The sequence below is a fragment of the Gordonia sp. NPDC003585 genome, from assembly GCF_040610755.1.
GTDB lineage: Bacteria > Actinomycetota > Actinomycetes > Mycobacteriales > Mycobacteriaceae > Gordonia.
Window position 1 is genome coordinate 15,652 of record NZ_JBEXMX010000061.1, and the last position, 17,201, is coordinate 32,852.

Annotated in this window: 16 protein-coding genes; 11 read left to right on the forward strand and 5 right to left on the reverse strand. The window is 67.0% G+C overall.

Features of this window, described 5'->3' with window-relative positions:
* Window position 1 precedes the first annotated feature (1 nt).
* A complete protein-coding gene (locus tag ABZW74_RS16675) occupies window positions 2–814 on the forward strand; it encodes a protein kinase (protein ID WP_240856435.1) in 813 nt (270 codons plus the stop codon).
* A gap of 232 nt (window positions 815–1,046) precedes the next feature.
* Here the strand turns inward: ABZW74_RS16675 and ABZW74_RS16680 are convergent, their stop codons facing one another.
* Both ABZW74_RS16680 and ABZW74_RS16685 read right to left on the reverse strand, forming a co-directional pair.
* Window positions 1,047–2,591: a serine/threonine protein kinase gene (locus ABZW74_RS16680; RefSeq protein WP_355277658.1), complete on the reverse strand. Its 1,545-nt coding sequence runs from the start codon at window positions 2,589–2,591 to the stop codon at window positions 1,047–1,049.
* Window positions 2,592–2,695: 104 nt separating this feature from the next.
* Window positions 2,696–2,995 carry a hypothetical protein gene (locus tag ABZW74_RS16685; RefSeq protein WP_355277664.1) on the reverse strand — a complete coding sequence of 100 codons (300 nt, stop codon included), beginning with the start codon at window positions 2,993–2,995 and terminating at the stop codon, window positions 2,696–2,698.
* 173 nt (window positions 2,996–3,168) lie between these two features.
* Here ABZW74_RS16685 and ABZW74_RS16690 point away from each other — a divergent pair, with 173 nt between their 5' ends.
* The 7 genes from ABZW74_RS16690 to ABZW74_RS16720 all read left to right on the forward strand — a co-directional run bounded on the left by ABZW74_RS16690 (window position 3,169) and on the right by ABZW74_RS16720 (window position 10,166).
* Window positions 3,169–4,029, forward strand: a complete 861-nt coding sequence (locus tag ABZW74_RS16690) for a universal stress protein (RefSeq protein ID WP_240856438.1) — start codon at window positions 3,169–3,171, stop codon at window positions 4,027–4,029.
* 164 nt (window positions 4,030–4,193) lie between these two features.
* Window positions 4,194–4,643, forward strand: coding sequence for a redox-sensitive transcriptional activator SoxR (gene soxR, locus ABZW74_RS16695; RefSeq protein WP_240856439.1), 450 nt, complete (start codon window positions 4,194–4,196; stop codon window positions 4,641–4,643).
* 29 nt (window positions 4,644–4,672) lie between these two features.
* Window positions 4,673–5,635: a patatin-like phospholipase family protein gene (locus tag ABZW74_RS16700; RefSeq protein ID WP_240856440.1), complete on the forward strand. Its 963-nt coding sequence runs from the start codon at window positions 4,673–4,675 to the stop codon at window positions 5,633–5,635.
* Entirely contained in the window at window positions 5,632–6,837 is a 1,206-nt protein-coding gene (locus ABZW74_RS16705; RefSeq protein ID WP_240856441.1) for an MFS transporter, read from the forward strand. The genes ABZW74_RS16700 and ABZW74_RS16705 overlap by 4 nt, the downstream gene beginning before the upstream one ends.
* Window positions 6,838–6,878: 41 nt before the next feature.
* The gene (locus ABZW74_RS16710; RefSeq protein WP_240856442.1) at window positions 6,879–8,108 is read left to right on the forward strand and encodes an arginine deiminase; all 1,230 of its coding nucleotides are present in this window, start codon (window positions 6,879–6,881) and stop codon (window positions 8,106–8,108) included.
* Between the two features lie 13 nt (window positions 8,109–8,121).
* Window positions 8,122–8,493 carry a GntR family transcriptional regulator gene (locus ABZW74_RS16715; RefSeq protein WP_240856443.1) on the forward strand — a complete coding sequence of 124 codons (372 nt, stop codon included), beginning with the start codon at window positions 8,122–8,124 and terminating at the stop codon, window positions 8,491–8,493.
* Between the two features lie 32 nt (window positions 8,494–8,525).
* Window positions 8,526–10,166 (forward strand): BCCT family transporter, encoded by a 1,641-nt coding sequence (locus ABZW74_RS16720; protein WP_240856444.1) that lies wholly within the window; start codon window positions 8,526–8,528, stop codon window positions 10,164–10,166.
* A gap of 164 nt (window positions 10,167–10,330) precedes the next feature.
* On the opposite strand, the gene ABZW74_RS16725 is transcribed toward ABZW74_RS16720, so the two are convergent.
* Window positions 10,331–11,920 carry a phospholipid carrier-dependent glycosyltransferase gene (locus ABZW74_RS16725; protein WP_355277686.1) on the reverse strand — a complete coding sequence of 530 codons (1,590 nt, stop codon included), beginning with the start codon at window positions 11,918–11,920 and terminating at the stop codon, window positions 10,331–10,333.
* 44 nt (window positions 11,921–11,964) lie between these two features.
* On the opposite strand from ABZW74_RS16725, the gene rsmI reads away from it, so the two are divergent.
* Entirely contained in the window at window positions 11,965–12,831 is an 867-nt protein-coding gene (gene rsmI, locus ABZW74_RS16730; protein ID WP_355277670.1) for a 16S rRNA (cytidine(1402)-2'-O)-methyltransferase, read from the forward strand.
* On the opposite strand, the gene ABZW74_RS16735 is transcribed toward rsmI, so the two are convergent.
* On the reverse strand, window positions 12,764–14,032 hold the full coding sequence (locus ABZW74_RS16735; protein WP_355277673.1) for a transcriptional regulator: 1,269 nt from the start codon (window positions 14,030–14,032) through the stop codon (window positions 12,764–12,766). The two genes, rsmI and ABZW74_RS16735, sit on opposite strands and share 68 nt — an antisense overlap.
* 93 nt (window positions 14,033–14,125) lie before the next feature.
* Here ABZW74_RS16735 and ABZW74_RS16740 point away from each other — a divergent pair, with 93 nt between their 5' ends.
* Complete coding sequence (locus ABZW74_RS16740) at window positions 14,126–14,725, forward strand: TetR/AcrR family transcriptional regulator (protein ID WP_355277676.1); 600 nt, start codon at window positions 14,126–14,128, stop codon at window positions 14,723–14,725.
* Entirely contained in the window at window positions 14,725–15,840 is a 1,116-nt protein-coding gene (locus ABZW74_RS16745) for a nucleotide disphospho-sugar-binding domain-containing protein (RefSeq protein WP_355277679.1), read from the forward strand. Before ABZW74_RS16740 ends, ABZW74_RS16745 begins: the two co-directional genes overlap by 1 nt.
* Window positions 15,841–15,948: 108 nt before the next feature.
* Here the strand turns inward: ABZW74_RS16745 and ABZW74_RS16750 are convergent, their stop codons facing one another.
* Window positions 15,949–17,109: an aminodeoxychorismate synthase component I gene (locus tag ABZW74_RS16750; protein ID WP_240856449.1), complete on the reverse strand. Its 1,161-nt coding sequence runs from the start codon at window positions 17,107–17,109 to the stop codon at window positions 15,949–15,951.
* Between the last annotated feature and the right edge of the window lie 92 nt (window positions 17,110–17,201).

Here is a 17,201-nt window from a genome sequence, read left to right on the forward strand (position 1 = left end):
CATGGCCACCGTCGAGATTCCGCAACAGCTCGCGGATTTCACTGTGCTCAGCAAGTTGGGTGCAGGAGGAAACGGCACGTTCTACGTGGCGGTCCCACCACCGCGCCTGAACATCAACGCCGAGCGCGTGGTGGTGAAGGTGTTCAGCGGCACCTGTAGTGACGATGCCTATCGTCGCGGTGTCCGCGAGCTCCGCGCGTTCGCCGCGGTGCAGTCGCCGTATCTCGCCGCGTTGTACGACGCTGTGCTCCAAGGCCAATTCATGTATGCCATGGAGTATTTCCCGCTGGGATCGCTGGGCGCTCCGACTCGGCCGCTGACCCGCAACGAGAAGCTGTCGGCGATCGCCGACGCGGCCCGTGGCGTCGACGCACTGCACGAAGCTGGGATCGCCCACGCCAACATCACGCCGACGAGCATCATGGTCACCGAGGGCGGCGGTCGCATCTCGGACCTCGGTCTGGCCCGGGTTCTCGCCGCCGATGAGCCGATCACCAGTTTCGCGCAGCCCGGCGCGGTCCAGTACATGGATCCTGCTCTGCTGGCCGGTGACACACCATCCCGTGCCACCGACATCTGGTCGCTCGGTGCGTGCCTGCACGTCGCGCTCACCGGTCGCGGCGTGTACGGCGACATCCCAGAAGCCCAGCCGCTGTTGGCGATTCGCGCCGCACTGTCCACTCCGCCGGCGCTCTCGGAGAACCTCGACCGCGACGAGCGTGCGCTGATCGCGAGTTGTCTCGCACTGGCCGGCACCCGCCCGGCCACCGCACTCGAGGTCGCCGACAAGATCGAGGCGATCAAAGAGGCGTGAGCCCAGCCGCCGGGAGAGCCGACCATCCGCTCCCTGGCTCGAAGGGCCTATTCCGCTCCCTGAGGTGCGAGCGAAGCGAGCCTCGAAGGGGCTTGGTGAGACAACAACGCAATCTCACCAGGGAGGCTTCGAGGCTCGTCGCTTGCGCTCCTCGCACCTCAGCCGGCGGGACGGCTCAGCCGACGGGACGCCTCAGCCGGCGGAAGCGGTCTCGAGTTGGGGATGGTCACCGTCAGGTGCCGAAAGGTGCTGTCTGCCACCAGTCGTCGAGGACTTGCTGCCCGGTGTGGCCGGGCCACGTGGCGACGATCGTGTAGGGGCGCCGTGGGTCGTCGTTGAAGTTGGTGATGGTCCAGCCGTGCGGGACCGTGTCGGGGCTGGCGAAGACCGGGCCCTCATCCCACCGGTGGGGCTGGCCGGGGCGTTTGGGCAAGTCGGCGGTGACGACGGACCGGCCGGCCATGGTGGCGGTGTGCCACACGACGAACGTGAGGTTGTTGGGGTTGATGCAGCTGATCCCGGGGACGTCGCCGTTGGTGATCTCCTTGCATCCGGAGTCACCCCAGCCGTTCTCGGCCGGTCGCGAGGGAAGCAGGTCGGGGAAGGTGTCGGCGATCGGTGCGGCGGCCGACGACCACTTGTCGCCGCCGTTCCGCGCCCCCAGGTAGGCGAGCGTGCCGATGACGACACCGACGATGACCAGCACGGAGACGATGGGCACCACGACGGGCGGCATCCGCCGGTTGTGGGCAGATTTGGCACGGACTGCCGACCCCGATCGAGATGCGTTGCGCGGCTGGGGATGATGAGAGGCGTCGGCCTGCCCGAGGGCGGCGCGGCGGTCGGTGACCACCTCGGTGTCACTCTCCGGATTTGCCCGCGGGGTGAACAGTCGCCGGAGGCGGGTGGTCGGCTGGTCTATCGCCTGGGTGGTCGCCTCCACTGAAGCAGGAGCGGGTTGTGATCGCTGCGCGTCGGCGACCTGTGCGGCCCTCGTCGCCGACGACGACGGCGGCACCGGGCTCCCCGACGGGAAGTCGCCCGACGGCGGTGGCTGGGCGGCTTCGGGCCGGGACAGTGTGACGGCGAGTTCGGCCGCGCGCGTGAATTCGGCGCACGTGCGATAGCGCACGTTCTTGTCGGCACCGAGGGCGCGGTCGATGGCCGACCGCAGGGTGGGCGAAATGCTCTCCGACAGTGGTTCATTGGGTGACGGAGGGGTTCCGGTGAGCAGCTCGAGGAGCACGTAGGCCAGCATGTGAACGTCGTTCGCGGGATGGTACCGGGCGTCGTCTGCGGTGCGCGACAGGGCAAATCCGGTGAGGACGGCGCGTGGTGCAGCTGTCTGCTGTCCCGCCTCGGCTGGCACGAGGATGATCGTGGCCGGGCTGATGTTGCGCAGGACAAGGCCTTTGCGGTGCGCGCTGTCGAGCCCCTTGCCGATGTCGGTGACGATGGCGACGGCGGTCTCTTCGTCGAAAGCGTTGGGTCCACTGCGGAGACGTTCGGCAGCGGAGATGCCGTCGAGGTGTCGGGCGGCCACCCACAGTTGCGCGTTGTCGCTCCCGCGTCCGAGCACTTCGGCGAGGTTGGGATGCCGCAAGCGCGTTGCGACGTCGATGGCGCGCTCGAGTCGGCGTCGAAAGTCGGGATCGGCGGAGAGATCGGGTCGGATCAGGGTGAGGTCCACCGGCTCCGGGTGCGAGGGGTTGGTGGCGAGGTAGGTGACCCCGCCCGGGTCCGCCCGCAACACGGCCTCGATCCGATGCCCTGACACTGTGGTTCCCGGCGGGACGGTGCCAGAGATGTTCACAGTCGGATCTGCTCCCCGAGTCGTGAGGTTACTGCCCGTCGCTTCGCTCGCCCCGGGTTTGTTGGAGTCTAGCCCCAAGACTCGACGAGTTCGCCTGCCGTGCCGAAGAGCGTGATCACGAAGAATGCGAGCAGAAACCACGATCCGCCCTGCCATACCTGCCAGCGGCCTTCGTTTCGCCAGACCCGATAGGTGCGCCACAACATGGCGAGTGCCCCCAGCAGTGCCACGATCGGTGACGCCGCGAACAGCGCCGTGCGCAAGGGCGAGGACGACGCGACGGCGACGCCGATGAGGCCGAAGGTGAAAGCGACAGTGACGATCACGTGAATGGCCACCGCGCGGAGATCGTCCGACGTGCCGGTCATCGGGCCGACTCCTGGTAGTTCGCAAGCATGTTCATCGTCGACAACACCCTACACGGAGCTTCGCAAAGCGTAAGAACGGGACTTTCGCCTTATTGCCACCACAGTCGTAACCGGGCACGATAGAAGGTGAGGATAAGAGTATCCTCCAGTCGAATTGAGGAGATGGTCTGCATATGAACGCGATTCTCGTCGGCGTTGACGGGTCGGACGCGGCAACAGGTGCAGTACGGTGGGCGGCTCGAGCCGCCGCGGTGGAGAACGCCGAACTCAAGTTGGTAGGCGTGTATGACGCCAGCACCAGTGACTACGCCCCGGGGTTGATCATTCCCCAGGACGTCATCGACGCAATTCGTCAAGATGCCTCTGATGCGGTACATGCCGCCGCGGATGCGGCCAAGCAGGTGGCTCCCGACGTCAGTGTCGTCACCTCGATCGTCGACGGCGATGCCGGCCGCGTCCTTCTCGAACTCGGCAAGGAAGCATCGATGATCGTCCTCGGTACCCGCGGGCTCGGCAGCGTCAAAGGACTGTTCCTGGGTTCGGTGAGCACCACGGTCGCCGCACACGCGCATGGGCGCGTCGTGATCGTCGCCGGTGAAGGCGGCGGCGGACCGGTGGTGGTCGGTGTCGACGATTCGCCGGTCAGCGAAGCCGCTGTCGCCGAGGCGTACCGGCAGGCGTCGTTGCGCAACGCGACACTCGTGGCAGTGCACACCTGGACACCGCTGGATGTGGATGCCCTGCACGGCTATGGCATCGACCCCGATGAGGTCGCGCGGATGTCGCAGGACGCCGTGGAAGCCGTTGCCGAGCGGATGGCCGGATTCGCCTCCGACTATCCCGACGTCAACGTCGAGCGCAAGGTGCTGCCGGAGGATCCGGCCAAGGCGCTGCTGGACGCTGCGGGCGACGACGCTCAACTGATCGTCGTGGGCAGCCGCGGTCGTGGCGGCTTCAAAGGACTACTGCTCGGCTCGACCAGCCAGAAGGTCATGCACCAGGCGCAATGCCCGGTGATGGTCGTCCGGGCCTGACAGACTCGCGTCCGCGGGCGTGCGGGCGCAACCGATCGAACACCCCATGATCCCGTCGGGGGCAGGGGTGTTCGTGATCATGGATCGCCGACGGTGGCCTTCGTACGACGACGGGCCGCTCGCTGCGATCCTTCTCCGGGACCGGTGACGCCTACCATGGCGGCATGGCCCTGAAGAAGCTCGAGCTCTCCGTGGGAGAACTCGCGCAGCGGGCAGGAATCGCACCGTCGGCGGTCCGATTCTATGAGGAGCAGGGACTCATCTTCTCCCGGCGTACCTCGGGGAATCAGCGACGCTATCACCGTGCGATGCTGCGTCGAGTGGCCTTCATCCGGGCGTCGCAGGCAGCCGGGATTCCGCTGGCAGTGATCGCCGAGGTCCTCTCCGAACTCGGTGACCACGAATCGCCGCCGAAAGCGATGTGGGAAGCGGCGTCCAAACGGTGGATCGACGACATCAACCATCGCATCGCACTCCTGGAGAACATGCGCGACATGATCGGCTCGTGTGTGGGCTGCGGATGCCTGTCGCTGGGGGAGTGTCACCTGCTCAATCCGGGGGACGAACTCAACAAACTCGGCCCCGGGCCGCGTCGACTGATGCGGGATAACTGACTTTCTGGGGGCGTCGATAGTGTGGGGGCATGGCTCGACCGACGCGGGTGGCGCTCGCCCTGGGTAGTGGTGGCGCGCGGGGCTACGCGCACATCGGGGTGATCGAGGAACTCCTTGCGCGTGATTTCGAGATCGTCAGCGTCGCGGGCTCGTCGATGGGTGCACTCGTGGGTGGACTGCACTGTGCGGGCCGCCTCGATGAGTATGTCGAGTGGATCGCGGGTCTGCGACAACTCGACGTCGTCCGCCTGGTGGATGTGTCGTTGAACAAACCGGGCGGAGTGATCGGTGCCGAGCGGGTCGTCGACCGAGTTCGGGAGATGCTGGGAGACAAGCAGATCGAGGATCTCGAGATCCCGTTCACCGCTGTCGCCACCGACCTGAACGCCGGGCGGGCGGTGTGGTTCCAGCGTGGCCAACTCGTCGACGCGATCCGCGCTTCGATCGCCATTCCGGGTGTCATCAGTCCACACGAATACCAGGGACAACTCCTCGGCGACGGCGGCATTCTGGATCCGCTTCCGGTGGCACCGACCTCGGCGGTACCCAGCGACGTCACGATCGGGGTGATCCTCGGCTCCGACAGCGGGCCCGACGACGGCGCATCGCGGGAACCGCGCCCCAAGGGCCTGCTGCGCCGCAACGTGGCACCGATCCTGGAGACCGAGTTCGTCCGATCGGTCCGCGAACGCTTCGGCTTCGATGGCACCGGTTCCGATACCGACACCAAGGACACCGACGACACCGCCGACGCCGCCGACGCCAAGGAAGGGCCGCAGCGGATGGGCCGAATCGAGGTTCTCGGCCGTTCGCTCGACATCATGCAGGAAGCGCTGACGCGCTACCAGGTCGCCGGATACCCGCCGGATGTGCTCATCCGGGTCCCGCGCAATGCGGTCCGGACCCTCGACTTCCACAAGGCGTCCGAGATGATCCAACTCGGGCGGGAACTCACCGCGCAGGCGCTCGACGATCTGCCCGAGCGGCCATGAAGCAGATTCCTCGCGGTATCTGGGTGTTGCTCGCCGCCAACGTGGTGATCGCCCTCGGCTATGGCCTGATCGCACCCGCGTTGCCGAGTTTTGCGCGCAGTTTCAACGTGTCGCTCACCGCGGCGACGGCCGTCGTGTCGGCGTTCGCGGTGATGCGGCTGCTGTTCGCGCCGGCCACCGGGCGTCTCGTCACCCTGTTCGGTGAACGCCGCATCTACCTCACCGGGCTGTTGATCGTCGCCGTCAGTACCTTCGCGTGTGCGTTCGCGCAGGGCTACTGGCAGTTGCTGGTGTTCCGGGCGGCCGGTGGCATCGGATCGACGATGTTCAGCATCTCCGCGATGGCGCTGCTGATCAGGATGTCGCCCAACGACATTCGCGGTCGCGTGTCCGGATTCTTCTCGGCCGGTTTCCTGATCGGCAACATCACCGGCCCGCTGATCGGGGCGGCGCTCGTCGGGTTCGGGCTCCGTATGCCGTTCGTCGTCTACGCGATCGCACTGGTGATCGCCTCCGCGGTGGTGGCCACCCAGCTGCGTGAGGTGCCGGCACCCGACCGCACCGACGGCCCGGCGAGCGGCGTCATCTCCTTTCGGCACGCCCTCGGCGACAGCGCCTACCGCGCGATCATCGCGTCCAACTTCACCCAGGGCTGGGCGTCGATGGGGGTGCGGGTTGCCGTGGTTCCGCTGTTCGTCACCGAAGGGCTCGACGAGGGTGCCGGCATGGCGGGGGTGGTGCTGGCCGTGTACGCCGCCGGCAACGTCGTCGCGATCCTCAGCGCGGGCCGCCTGTCGGATCGTTACGGGCGTCGGCCCATCATGCTGCCCGGACTGGTCCTGATGGCGGCCTCGACGGCCGCTCTCGGGTTCTCCGCGAACATCGTTGTCGCGCTGGTCCTGTCGCTCGTCGCGGGTGCGGGATCGGGGTTGTTCGCACCCACCCATCAGGCGGCCCTCGCCGATGTGCTCGGAAATCGGCAACAGGGCGGCTCTGCGTTGGCGGCCTATGGCATGTCGTCGGATCTGGGTGCGATCAGTGGGCCAGTGATCGTCGGGTTCGTGGCCGACCGGGTGGGTTTCGGTCCAGCGTTCGTGTTGACGGGTGTGGTGGCGGCGCTCGCCTGCGTGATGTGGCTGTTCGCGCGGGAGACCGCGCCGGCGATCGTCGGCGACGGTCCGACGATCACACCCACCGGATGATTTGAAATGTGCGCGCCTCGCCGAGGCTCTACCGTTGACTCATGACCGATCGGGACGCGTACGACTATCGGCTCGGGGCGACATCGGAGGTGGGCCGACTCCGCGCCGTCATGCTGCACCGGCCCGGCGACGAGCTCAGGCGTCTGACCCCGCGCAACAACGATCAACTCCTGTTCGACGGTCTGCCCTGGGTGGGTCGCGCGCAGGAGGAGCACGACGCCTTCGCGCAGGTGCTGACCGACCGCGGTGTCGACGTCTACCTCCTCGGTGATCTCCTCACCCAAACCCTCGAACACAGTGGTGCCGCACGTATTCAGGGGATCGCGGCGGCGGTCAGTGCGCGGCGGCTGGGCAACCACCTGGCCGAGGACCTCGCCGGCCACCTCCGGTCGTTGCCGCCCGCCGAACTCGCCCGTGTCCTGACCGCGGGAATGACCTACGACGAACTGCCGATCACACCGTCGGCGGCCACGTCGTCGCTGGTGCGTCGGATGCACCACGGGCCGGAGTTCGCGATCGACCCGCTGCCGAATCTGCTGTTCACCCGCGACAGTTCGTTCTGGATCGGGCCGCGGTTCGCGATCACCTCGCTGGCCCTGCCGGCGCGTGCCCGCGAAACCTCCCTGACCGACCTCATCTACGCACACCACCCGCGGTTCACCGGTGCCCGACGCGCCTATGAGTCGCAGGTGGCGCCCGTCGAAGGGGGTGACGTGCTGCTGCTCGCCCCGGGCGTGGTGGCGGTCGGCGTCGGCGAACGCACCACACCGGCCGGTGCGGAAGCCTTGGCGCGCAGTCTCTTCGACGACGAACTCGCGCACACCGTGCTCGCGGTGCCGATCGAACAGGCCCGCGCGTTCATGCACCTCGACACCGTCTGCACCATGGTCGACACCGACGCCGTCGTGATGTACCCCAACATCCGCGACACGATGTCGGCGTTCACGTTGACCCACCGCGACGGCGAGGTGACCGTGACCGGTTCGCGACCCTTCGTCGACGCCGCCGCCGAGGCGATGGGAATCGACAAGCTTCGCGTGATCGACACCGGACTCGATCCGGTGACCGCCGAACGTGAGCAATGGGACGACGGGAACAACACGTTGGCCGTCGCCCCGGGCGTGGTGGTCTCCTATAACCGGAATGTGGAAACCAATCGACGCCTTGTGGATTCGGGTATCGAGGTGATCGAGATCGAAGGCCGCGAACTCGGTTCGGGCCGTGGGGGACCGCGCTGCATGTCCTGCCCCATCGCCCGAGATCCACTGTGAGAAGCGACGTTCCATGACGCTCGCCGAGAAGCTGGCCATCGACCCGTCGTCCGACCGGGCGCCGTTCGAGCAGGTTCGCCTGGGCATCATCGAGCTGATCTCGACCGGCGCACTGCTGGCCGGCGAGCGTCTGCCGACCGTCCGGGCACTCGCCACCGACCTGAACCTCGCGTCGAACACCGTCGCCCGCAGCTATCGCGAACTCGAGGCGGCGGACGTGATCGAGACCCGCGGCCGTCAGGGGTCGTTCGTCAAAGCCGGACGAAGCACCACGCTCGACGCGGCCGCGCGGGCCACCGTCGAGCATGTGACATCCCTGCGTGAACTGGGTGTCGACGACGAGACGATTGTTTCGCTAGTGCAACGAGTGGTGCGTGGTGCTTGAAGTCTCATATCAAGATTTGATTACGTGAAGTAATGACAGCTGAACAGTTCCTGAAGAAGCCGGCTCGCCCGGTGGTGGATCCGTGGGTTTTCGGGATCACTGCGGTGATTGTGATCGCCTTCGTCGTCTGGGGCCTCGTCGATCAGGAAAGCCTGAACAACGTCAGCCAGGACGTCCTCGACGTGATCACCGAGAACCTCGGCTGGCTGTTCATCCTGGCCTCCACCGGCTTCGTCATCTTCGCCGTGTGGCTCGCCCTGTCCAAGTACGGGCGCATCCCGCTCGGCAAGGACGACGACAAGCCCGAATTCCGCACGGTCAGCTGGATCGCGATGATGTTCAGCGCAGGCATGGGCATCGGCCTGATGTTCTTCGGTGCCTACGAACCGCTGTTTCACTACGTGAGTGCGCCACCGGAGTTCCCGGAGGCCGACATCCGCGCAGCGATGGCGACCACGATGTTCCACTGGGGTTTCCACCCGTGGGCGATGTACGCGGTGGTGGGCCTCGCGATCGCCTACAGCACCTACCGGGTGGGGCGGACCCAGCTGATGAGCGCGGTGTTCGCCCCGTTCCTGGGCGAGCGCACCAACGGGCCGGGCGGCAAGATCATCGACATCCTGGCGATCTTCGCGACGCTGTTCGGCACCGTCGCGTCGCTGGGACTCGGTGCCCTGCAGATCGGGTCCGGTCTCGACACCGTCGGCTGGGTACACGAGCCGACGACACCCCTGCTGGTGGGCATCATCGCCGTTCTCACCGCCGCATTCGTGCTGTCGGCGGTGTCGGGAATCGCCAAGGGCATCCAGTGGCTCTCCAACATCAACATGGTGGCGGCGATCGTCCTGGCGGTCTTCGTGTTCGTCGTCGGCCCGACGATCTTCATCCTCAACCTGCTGCCGACGACGCTCGGTGCCTATGCCACCGACATCACCACGTTCTCGGCCCGGTCGGCGGCCACGGTCGGCGACGAGGGCGAGAAGTGGCTGGCGGACTGGACGATCTTCTACTGGGCCTGGTGGGTGAGCTGGACGCCGTTCGTGGGCATGTTCCTTGCCAAGATCAGCAAGGGCCGGACGATTCGCGAATTCGTCGTCGGCGTGATGCTGGTGCCGACCACGGTGTCGTTGGTGTGGTTCTGCATCTTTGGTGGTACCGCCATCCGGCAGCAGATGACCGGCGAACTCGGTTTCAGTTCCGACTCGTCCAGTGACTCGGCACTCTTCGACGTCCTTGGCCACCTCCCGTTGACGGGTATCGCATCCGCACTCGTGATGTTCCTCGTCGCCATCTTCTTCGTGTCGGGTGCCGACGCGGCGTCGTTGGTGATGGCCACACTGTCCGAACGCGGCGCGGAGGATCCGTCGCGATCGGTCACCATCTTCTGGGGTGTGCTGACCGGTGCCGTGGCCGCGCTGTTGCTCGCCATCAGCGGCGACGACGCACTCGAGGGAATCAAGAAGATGGCGATCATCGCGGCACTGCCGTTCGTCATCGTGATGATCGGTATGTGCCTGGCCCTCTACAAGGATCTCCGGCGCGATCCGCTGATCGTGTCGCGCAAGATCCTGACGACCCAGGTGGACAAGCACATTCGAGAACAGGCCGAGAAGATCACGACCGGCGAGTTCGAGGCGATCGACCCCGAGACCGCGGAGCGTGTCGATGGATGACGAAGCGCCTCCCGCCGGCTGAGGTGTGAGGAGCGATAGCGACGAGCCTCGAAGCCCTGGTGAGACGAAGTTGTTGTCTCACCAGGCCCTTCGAGGCTCGTCGCTTGCGCTCCTCACACCTCAGGGAGCGGGGGCGCAGGTGGCGAAGGCGGGAGTGTCGTCCATCAGCCCCAGCTGGGCAGCCAGATCTGCTGGTCCCACTGGGCCGGCGAGATCGGGGAGCCGGTGAGGATCGGCCACAGCCAGACGAAGTTGGTCACCACGAGGCCGACGTAGATGGCGACCACCAGGATCGCGAGTATGCGACGTTCGGGTCTGACGCCGGCGCGGGCGGTGGCCGAGCGCAGGATGTCCCCGCAACACAGGGCCAACCCCATCACCAGGAACGGTGCCATCACCGTGGCGTAGAAGAAGTACATCTGCCGGTCGATCTCGGCGAACCAGGGGAGGAACCCGGCGGCGTACCCGGTGAGGACGGCGGCGTAGCGCCAGTCACGGCGCACGATCCACGACCACAGACCCCAGAGCAGCATCGGCAGGGCGAGCCACCACAGTGCGGGCGAACCGATGAGCATCTGCGCGCGGACACATTCGCCGACGCCGCAGTGGTCGGGCCCGCTCTCGTAGGCGTAGAGCATGGGGCGCAGGCTCATCGGCCAGGTCCATGGCTTGGACTCCCACGGATGGTGGTTGCCCGCCGAGTTCGTGAGTCCGGCATGGAATTCCAGGATGCCCGACTCGTAATACCAGAGCGATCGCCAAGCGCCGGGCACCCAGGCCCAGGTTCCTCCGGTGCCGATCGAGTTGCCGACCTGGTACCGGTACACGGCGGTCTCGCTGTTGAACCAGGGGATGAATGTCGCCAGATAGATGGCGATCGGCATCACCACGAGACTTGCGCCCGACGGCACCACGTCGCGTACCAGCGTCCCCACCCACGGGCGCTTGACGTGGTACGCCCGCCGCGCCGCGACGTCGAACCCGATGGCCAGCAGTACGAAGAAGATGACGAAATAGATGCCCGACCACTTGGTGCCGCACGTCAGACCGAGCATCACACCGGCGGTGAACCGATACCAGCGGAATCCCAGGCGCGGGCCGAAGTCGGAGTCGTCGATGCGGCCCTCGACGTACACGCGGTGCATGCGGGCGCGTACCTGATCGCGATCGGCGATCAGCGCGGTGAACGCGGCCACCACGAAGACGGCCTGGAAGATGTCGAGCATGCCCATCCGCGACTGCACGAACAGCACGCCGTCGCAGACAGCGAACACGCCGGCGATCGCGCCGACAAGGGTGGACCGCGACATCCGTCGCACCACGAAGTAGATCATCACCACGGTGGCGACACCGCAGACTGCCGATGCCACTCGCCAGCCGAGCGGACCGTAGCCGAACATGCCCTCCGACGCGGCGAGCAACCACTTGCCGACCGGCGGGTGCACGACCAGCCCGTACCCCGGATTGTCCTCGATCCAATTGCCCCCGGTGAGTACCTGCCACCCCTGCGGCACGTAGTGCTTCTCGTCGAACACCGGGGTGCCGTGGTCGGTGGGGTTCTGCAGGTTCCAGAACCGGGTGGCGATCGCCAGCAGGGCGATCACGGCTCCGACGACGAGTCCGCGCGCACGGTCGGGCGCACCGAACAGGGGGGTCGGGATCGCCGCGGCGAGTTGTGCCTGAGTGCCGCTCGGTTCGGTGGGCGGTCCGCCGTCGGCGGCGACGTCCGGCTCGCGGTCGCCGACAGCGGTCATGGTCACCCGTCCGATCGTAGGGGACACTCGTAAGCTGGCTCATCATGGACGCTCCGCACTCGGTCGAACACACCACGGACTCGGGTCGCCTGGTCCTCGCCGCGACCCCGATGGGGCAGGCCGACGACGCGTCCCCGAGGCTGCGTGCCGCGTTGGCGACCGCGGACGTGGTGGCCGCCGAGGACACCCGGCGCGCCCGATCGCTCGCGGCCGCGCTCGGTGTCGAGATCGGCGGCCGGCTGGTGAGCTACTACGACCAGGTGGAGGCGGCGCGCACACCGGCACTGCTCGACGCGATCGCAGCCGGTTCCACGGTCCTGCTGATCACCGATGCCGGAATGCCGTCGGTGAGCGATCCCGGCTACCGCATTGTCGTGGCCTGCGCCGATGCCGGCCTGCCGGTGACCGCACTGCCGGGTCCGTCGGCGGTGACCACCGCGCTGGCGGTGTCGGCGATGCCGTCGGAGCGGTTCTGCTTCGAGGGTTTCGCGCCCCGCAAACCCGGTGCACGTCGGGATTGGCTGGCCACCCTGGTCGACGAGCGTCGGACCGTGGTGTTCTTCGAATCGCCCCATCGACTCGCCGAGACGCTGTCGGCCGCGGTGGACGTCCTCGGCCCCGACCGGCGTGCGGCGGTGTGCCGCGAACTCACCAAGACCTATGAGGAGGTGCGGCGGGGCCCGGTGTCGGAGTTGGCGCAGTGGGCCGCCGACGGTGTGCGCGGCGAGATCACGGTGGTCGTCGCGGGTGCCGAGATCGCCGAACCAGATGTGGGCGAGCTCGCCGATCGTGCCGAGCAGCTGGTCGAGGCCGGCACCCGCCTCAAGGAGGCGTGCGTGATCGTCACGCGAGGAACCGCTGCCTCTCGTCGAGACGTGTATCAAATGGTGCTCGAGCGCCGTCGGGAGTGACACCGTCGGGAGTAACACCGTCGGGGATGAGGCGGAGTTCGACGTCGGGCGCCAGTCGGTAGGGCCTGCTGGTCACCAGCGCGCCGACGGCACGGCGCAGGCGCGACATCTCGGCGCGCACGGTCACCAGGTGTCCGCCGTCGCCGAAGATCAAGTGGCTTAATCGTTCTGCGTTGAGGCCGTGGTCGCCCGCGTTGCCGAGCAGGATCAGTATCTCGGCGTGGCGGGGCGTCAGCACGGTGTGCCACGGCTCGGCGTCACCACTGACGGTCACCGTCGGCTCGCCGCGCAGATCCAGCTCGGCAACCACCGGCGACGACGGCCCGACCTGCCGGACCAGCCAGCCCTTCGGCAGGCGTTCGACGACGCACGCACCGAGGCCCGGAATGAACTGGCGCATGCCGTCGACCGGTGCCGCGACGCGGGTCGGCTGCGTGCAGCCGCGGCCTTCGGCGACCCATCCGTCGTCGTCGATCAGCAGTCCGGGTCCCCGAATTCCGGCCAGCCGCGAGGTTCCCGCGCTCCGCAGCTCGGCCAGGGCGGCGAGGTGTGCCGTGGACATCTCGTGCTCGCCGAGTGTGGCGATGGCGGTGGTGAACGCGGTGGCGGCCGGTTGTAGCGCCATTGCCGGGCCGGCGAGTCCGGCAATGGCGACCATCTCACCGGTCCGCCGGTCGTGGATAGGGGCGGCGGTGCAGTACAGGCCGTGCAGGGCACGGTTGTAGTGTTCGGCGCCGAAGAGCCGGGTGGGCCGCTGATGCCGGACGACGAGTCCGACGGCTGTCGTGGCGGTGGACTCCTCGTCCCATCGGGCACCTTCGACGAGGTGGAGGCGGTCGGCCACCGTCAGCAGGCCCGATGACCCGCCGCGCCACAGGAGTACGCCGTCGGCGTCGAAGATGCCCATGGCCATCGCGGTGTCGTCGGCCGCGTCGGAAAACAAGGTCTGGATCTTCTCGACCGCGTCCCGGACCGGGTGGTGGGCGCGCCGCTCGGCGAGTTCGGTGCCGCTGATCGACGTCGGATTGTGGGTGTCGGGGCTGGGGCGTGTGCCGGACGAGCGTGCGCGCGTCCATGATTCGTGCACGTCGTCGTCGGGCGCGGCCGTCGGGGTCGCGCCGGCCATCACGGCGTCGTGCGTCGCGCTCAGATCGCGTGCGAGAACCGTGAGGTCGGTACCCGGAGCGATGGGGATGCCCATGGTCGGCAGTCTACGCAGGCTGCGTATATCCGGCCTGCTTGACGCGACGCCACGGGTGGTGCCCGGGCAACTTTGATGTTAACGTCGATTGACATGAAATCTGCGGGGTCGCCGGCCGATACGCGGCGGTACCGTCAGACGGCGCGCGCCGAGAAGTCGGCGCGGACGGCGCAACGAATTCTCGATGCGTGCCTGGAACTGGCGTCGACCACTCCGCTGACGTCCATCACATTGACGAAGATCGCCGAGACCGCCGACGTATCTGTTCAGACGGTCATGCGGCGCTTCGGAAGTCGTGACGGGGTGGTGGCCGCGGCCGTCGAGCACTTCCAGGTGTCGGTCACCGATCAGCGCCGCGTCACACCGGGCAACATCGATGAGGCCGTCCGAGTCGTGGTGGAGCATTACGAAGAGTACGGCGACATCGTCATCGGGCTACTCGCGCAGGAGAACGAGGATGCTCAAGTTGCCGCGATCACCCAGCAGGGCAGAGAACTTCACGATCGATGGGTATCCGACTCCTTTGCGCCGGCCGGCCCGGTGATCCATCGACTACTCGTGGTGGCCACCGATGTGTACACCTGGAAACTGTTGCGATGCGACCGCGGTCTGACCGCGACGCACACCGAAGAACACATGCGCAGGCTGTGCCACGCGATCCTGGCAGATGCGTCGAACACCGAGGAGAACTGATGGCCGACATACTGTTCGTCACGATGGATGCGGGCGGCAACGTGCAGCCGATGCTCGGGGTGGCGCAGGCCGTTGCTGCCATGGGGCATGACATTCGGGTCGTGGGCCATGAGTCGCTGCGCGCCGAAGCGTCGCGGTACGGTGTCGACCTGATTGCGTATAGATCTGTACGACAATGGGATTCACTCAAAGTGCAGAGTCCGCTACGGTGGCCGCAGATGCTCAACGACCGGCGGATCGGCGACGAGGTGCGTGAGCTGTGTGAGACTCGACGGCCCGACGTCGCGGTCGTCGATTGTCTGCTGGCGCCTGCGCATCATGTGGTTCGTGAACTGGGAATATCGCGCGTCGTGTTCACTCACACCTTCCGCGAGTATGCCGACCACATGCGTCAGCTCCGACGGCTCGGCGGTGGCAGCCCCGCCGCGTTCTACGGCTATCGTCTTGGTGCGCTGTGGAACTCGGCGTCGGCGAACCTGGTTGCGACGCACCGCGCACTCGATCCTGCGTCCCGTCGTACGCAGCCGGCCAACGTGGAGTGGACGGGTGTGGTACTGCCCGAGGTCGTCGGGCCTGCCGCGTCGTCAGCGAGCAATGTGCTGGTAAGTATGTCCACCAACGGTTTTCCCGGTCAGGATCGCACCTTGCGGCGGATTGTCGAGGCGCTCGGGGACTTACCGGTGCAGGCGACGGTGACAACCGGAGGGGTCTTCGATCCGTCGGCCTTCGACGCACCCGACAACGTGACGATCACCGGCTATGCGGACCACCTGACGCTGATGCCGCAGTGTTCGCTGTTGATCGGCCACGGCGGACACTCGACCACCATGCGTGCCCTGGCTCATGGCATGCCGGTCCTCGTCATCCCGGCTTCGGCGTTCCTGGACCAGCGGATGATCGGGCGGGCATTACGTACTGCGGGCGTCGGAAATGTGTTGCCGCGCTGGTCATCGGCCGCGGCGATTCGACGGGCCGTGCAGACCTTGCTGGACGAGGAGGACATGCGTCGTCGGGCGGCGGCGTTGGGGGCCGAACTTCGTGCCGAGGACGGTGCGCGTCGTGCTGCCGAGAAGATCGACGCGCTGGTCGCGACGCGCGGTGTCGACTCGGCGTGACGATTCGCTCGCGTGCGGGATGACCGTGCCACTGCCGGTGCTTCCGCAGCGGATGGGATCTTCGGGCGAGGGAGCGGATACGACTCTACGAGGCAATGCGGTGCGCGATCACGGCTCGCTATGCTGCACGATGCTGGCCGCCTTGTCGAGGCACTCCTGCCATTCGGCGAGGGGGTCGGAGTCGATGGTGATCCCGCCGCCGACCCCGAGGGTGGCGCGCCCGTCCGGCGCGATCGCGACGGTGCGGATTGCGACATTGAGGTCCAGTTCCCCTCCGGGGCCGGCGATTCCGACCGCTCCGCAGTACACGCCGCGCGCAGCGGATTCCCACTCCGAAAGTAGCTCCAGCGCACGTAGTTTGGGGGTTCCGGTGACCGATGGTGGGGGAAACGTGGCCGCCAGCAGGGCGTCGTTACCGGTGCCGACCTCCAGGATGGCCTGAACGCGGGAGACGAGGTGCCATACCCCGGGGGCGGGCATGATCGAGAGCAGCTCAGGTACCCGAACCGATCCGGGTACCGCGAGGCGGCCGAGGTCGTTGCGGGTCAGGTCGACGATCATGATGTTCTCCGCGACATCCTTGACCGACGACGAGAGCACGTTCGGGTCGTCGTGGCCGGCGATGGTGCCCTTGATCGGCGCCGACGAGACGATGTTCCCGGTCCTGCGCAGGAACAGTTCCGGCGAGAAGCTCGCCACCGAGCCCCAACTGCCTTGCAGGAAAGCAGCTTTCGCCGGTGCGGTGGCGGCGGTGAGGTCGGCGAAGTAGTCGAGAGCGTTTCCGGTGACGCTCCCGGTGAACTGTGTGCATACGCAGGCCTGGTACACCTCACCGGCCCGTATCGCCGCCAGGCACCGCTCGATCGCCATCAAGTGGGGATCACGTTGTGGTGCAACCCAGTCCGCATGCCATTCGTTCCCTCTGGCCGGCCGAGCCGATGAATTGCCTGCGACGACGGCCAGTGCCCACGGCGGCACATCGCCGATCGTCTCCCAGACGCCGTCGCGCAAGATCAGCAGGTGGTCGGTGAGTCCACCGACCACCGTCGGAAGCGGCGATCGGTCGTTGTGCACCGGAAAACCCAAGTAGCCGAGCCAGTATCGGTCCGGGTTGTCGGGTGGGCGCACACCCGCGCGCAACTCGATCGACGGCGCGATGACCGCGTCCGCGTCCCACCACTCGCCGACCAGGGCGGCCGGCGGCGCCACGCCGTGTTCGGCGGTGTGGGCAGACAGCGCCCGCAGGACGTCGAGCGCGGTGCCGACCATCCGCGTCGCCACGACGTTCAAGCTCGTCAACGGGAGCTGACCGCAGCCGAAGTCTGAGGAAGGCGAGGGTGCTGCAGAAGCACCCTCGCCTT

Coding starts and splice junctions, on each gene's coding strand:
- ABZW74_RS16690 (WP_240856438.1), top strand. CDS start 3,169: ATGAACGCGATTCTCGTCGGCGTTGACGGGTCGGACGCGGCAACAGGT.
- ABZW74_RS16720 (WP_240856444.1), top strand. CDS start 8,526: ATGACAGCTGAACAGTTCCTGAAGAAGCCGGCTCGCCCGGTGGTGGAT.
- ABZW74_RS16735 (WP_355277673.1), bottom strand. CDS start 14,032: ATGGGCATCCCCATCGCTCCGGGTACCGACCTCACGGTTCTCGCACGC.
- ABZW74_RS16710 (WP_240856442.1), top strand. CDS start 6,879: ATGACCGATCGGGACGCGTACGACTATCGGCTCGGGGCGACATCGGAG.
- ABZW74_RS16740 (WP_355277676.1), top strand. CDS start 14,126: ATGAAATCTGCGGGGTCGCCGGCCGATACGCGGCGGTACCGTCAGACG.
- ABZW74_RS16745 (WP_355277679.1), top strand. CDS start 14,725: ATGGCCGACATACTGTTCGTCACGATGGATGCGGGCGGCAACGTGCAG.
- ABZW74_RS16750 (WP_240856449.1), bottom strand. CDS start 17,109: ATGGTCGGCACCGCGCTCGACGTCCTGCGGGCGCTGTCTGCCCACACC.
- rsmI (WP_355277670.1), top strand. CDS start 11,965: ATGGACGCTCCGCACTCGGTCGAACACACCACGGACTCGGGTCGCCTG.
- ABZW74_RS16685 (WP_355277664.1), bottom strand. CDS start 2,995: ATGACCGGCACGTCGGACGATCTCCGCGCGGTGGCCATTCACGTGATC.
- ABZW74_RS16675 (WP_240856435.1), top strand. CDS start 2: ATGGCCACCGTCGAGATTCCGCAACAGCTCGCGGATTTCACTGTGCTC.
- soxR (WP_240856439.1), top strand. CDS start 4,194: ATGGCCCTGAAGAAGCTCGAGCTCTCCGTGGGAGAACTCGCGCAGCGG.
- ABZW74_RS16725 (WP_355277686.1), bottom strand. CDS start 11,920: ATGACCGCTGTCGGCGACCGCGAGCCGGACGTCGCCGCCGACGGCGGA.
- ABZW74_RS16700 (WP_240856440.1), top strand. CDS start 4,673: ATGGCTCGACCGACGCGGGTGGCGCTCGCCCTGGGTAGTGGTGGCGCG.
- ABZW74_RS16715 (WP_240856443.1), top strand. CDS start 8,122: ATGACGCTCGCCGAGAAGCTGGCCATCGACCCGTCGTCCGACCGGGCG.
- ABZW74_RS16705 (WP_240856441.1), top strand. CDS start 5,632: ATGAAGCAGATTCCTCGCGGTATCTGGGTGTTGCTCGCCGCCAACGTG.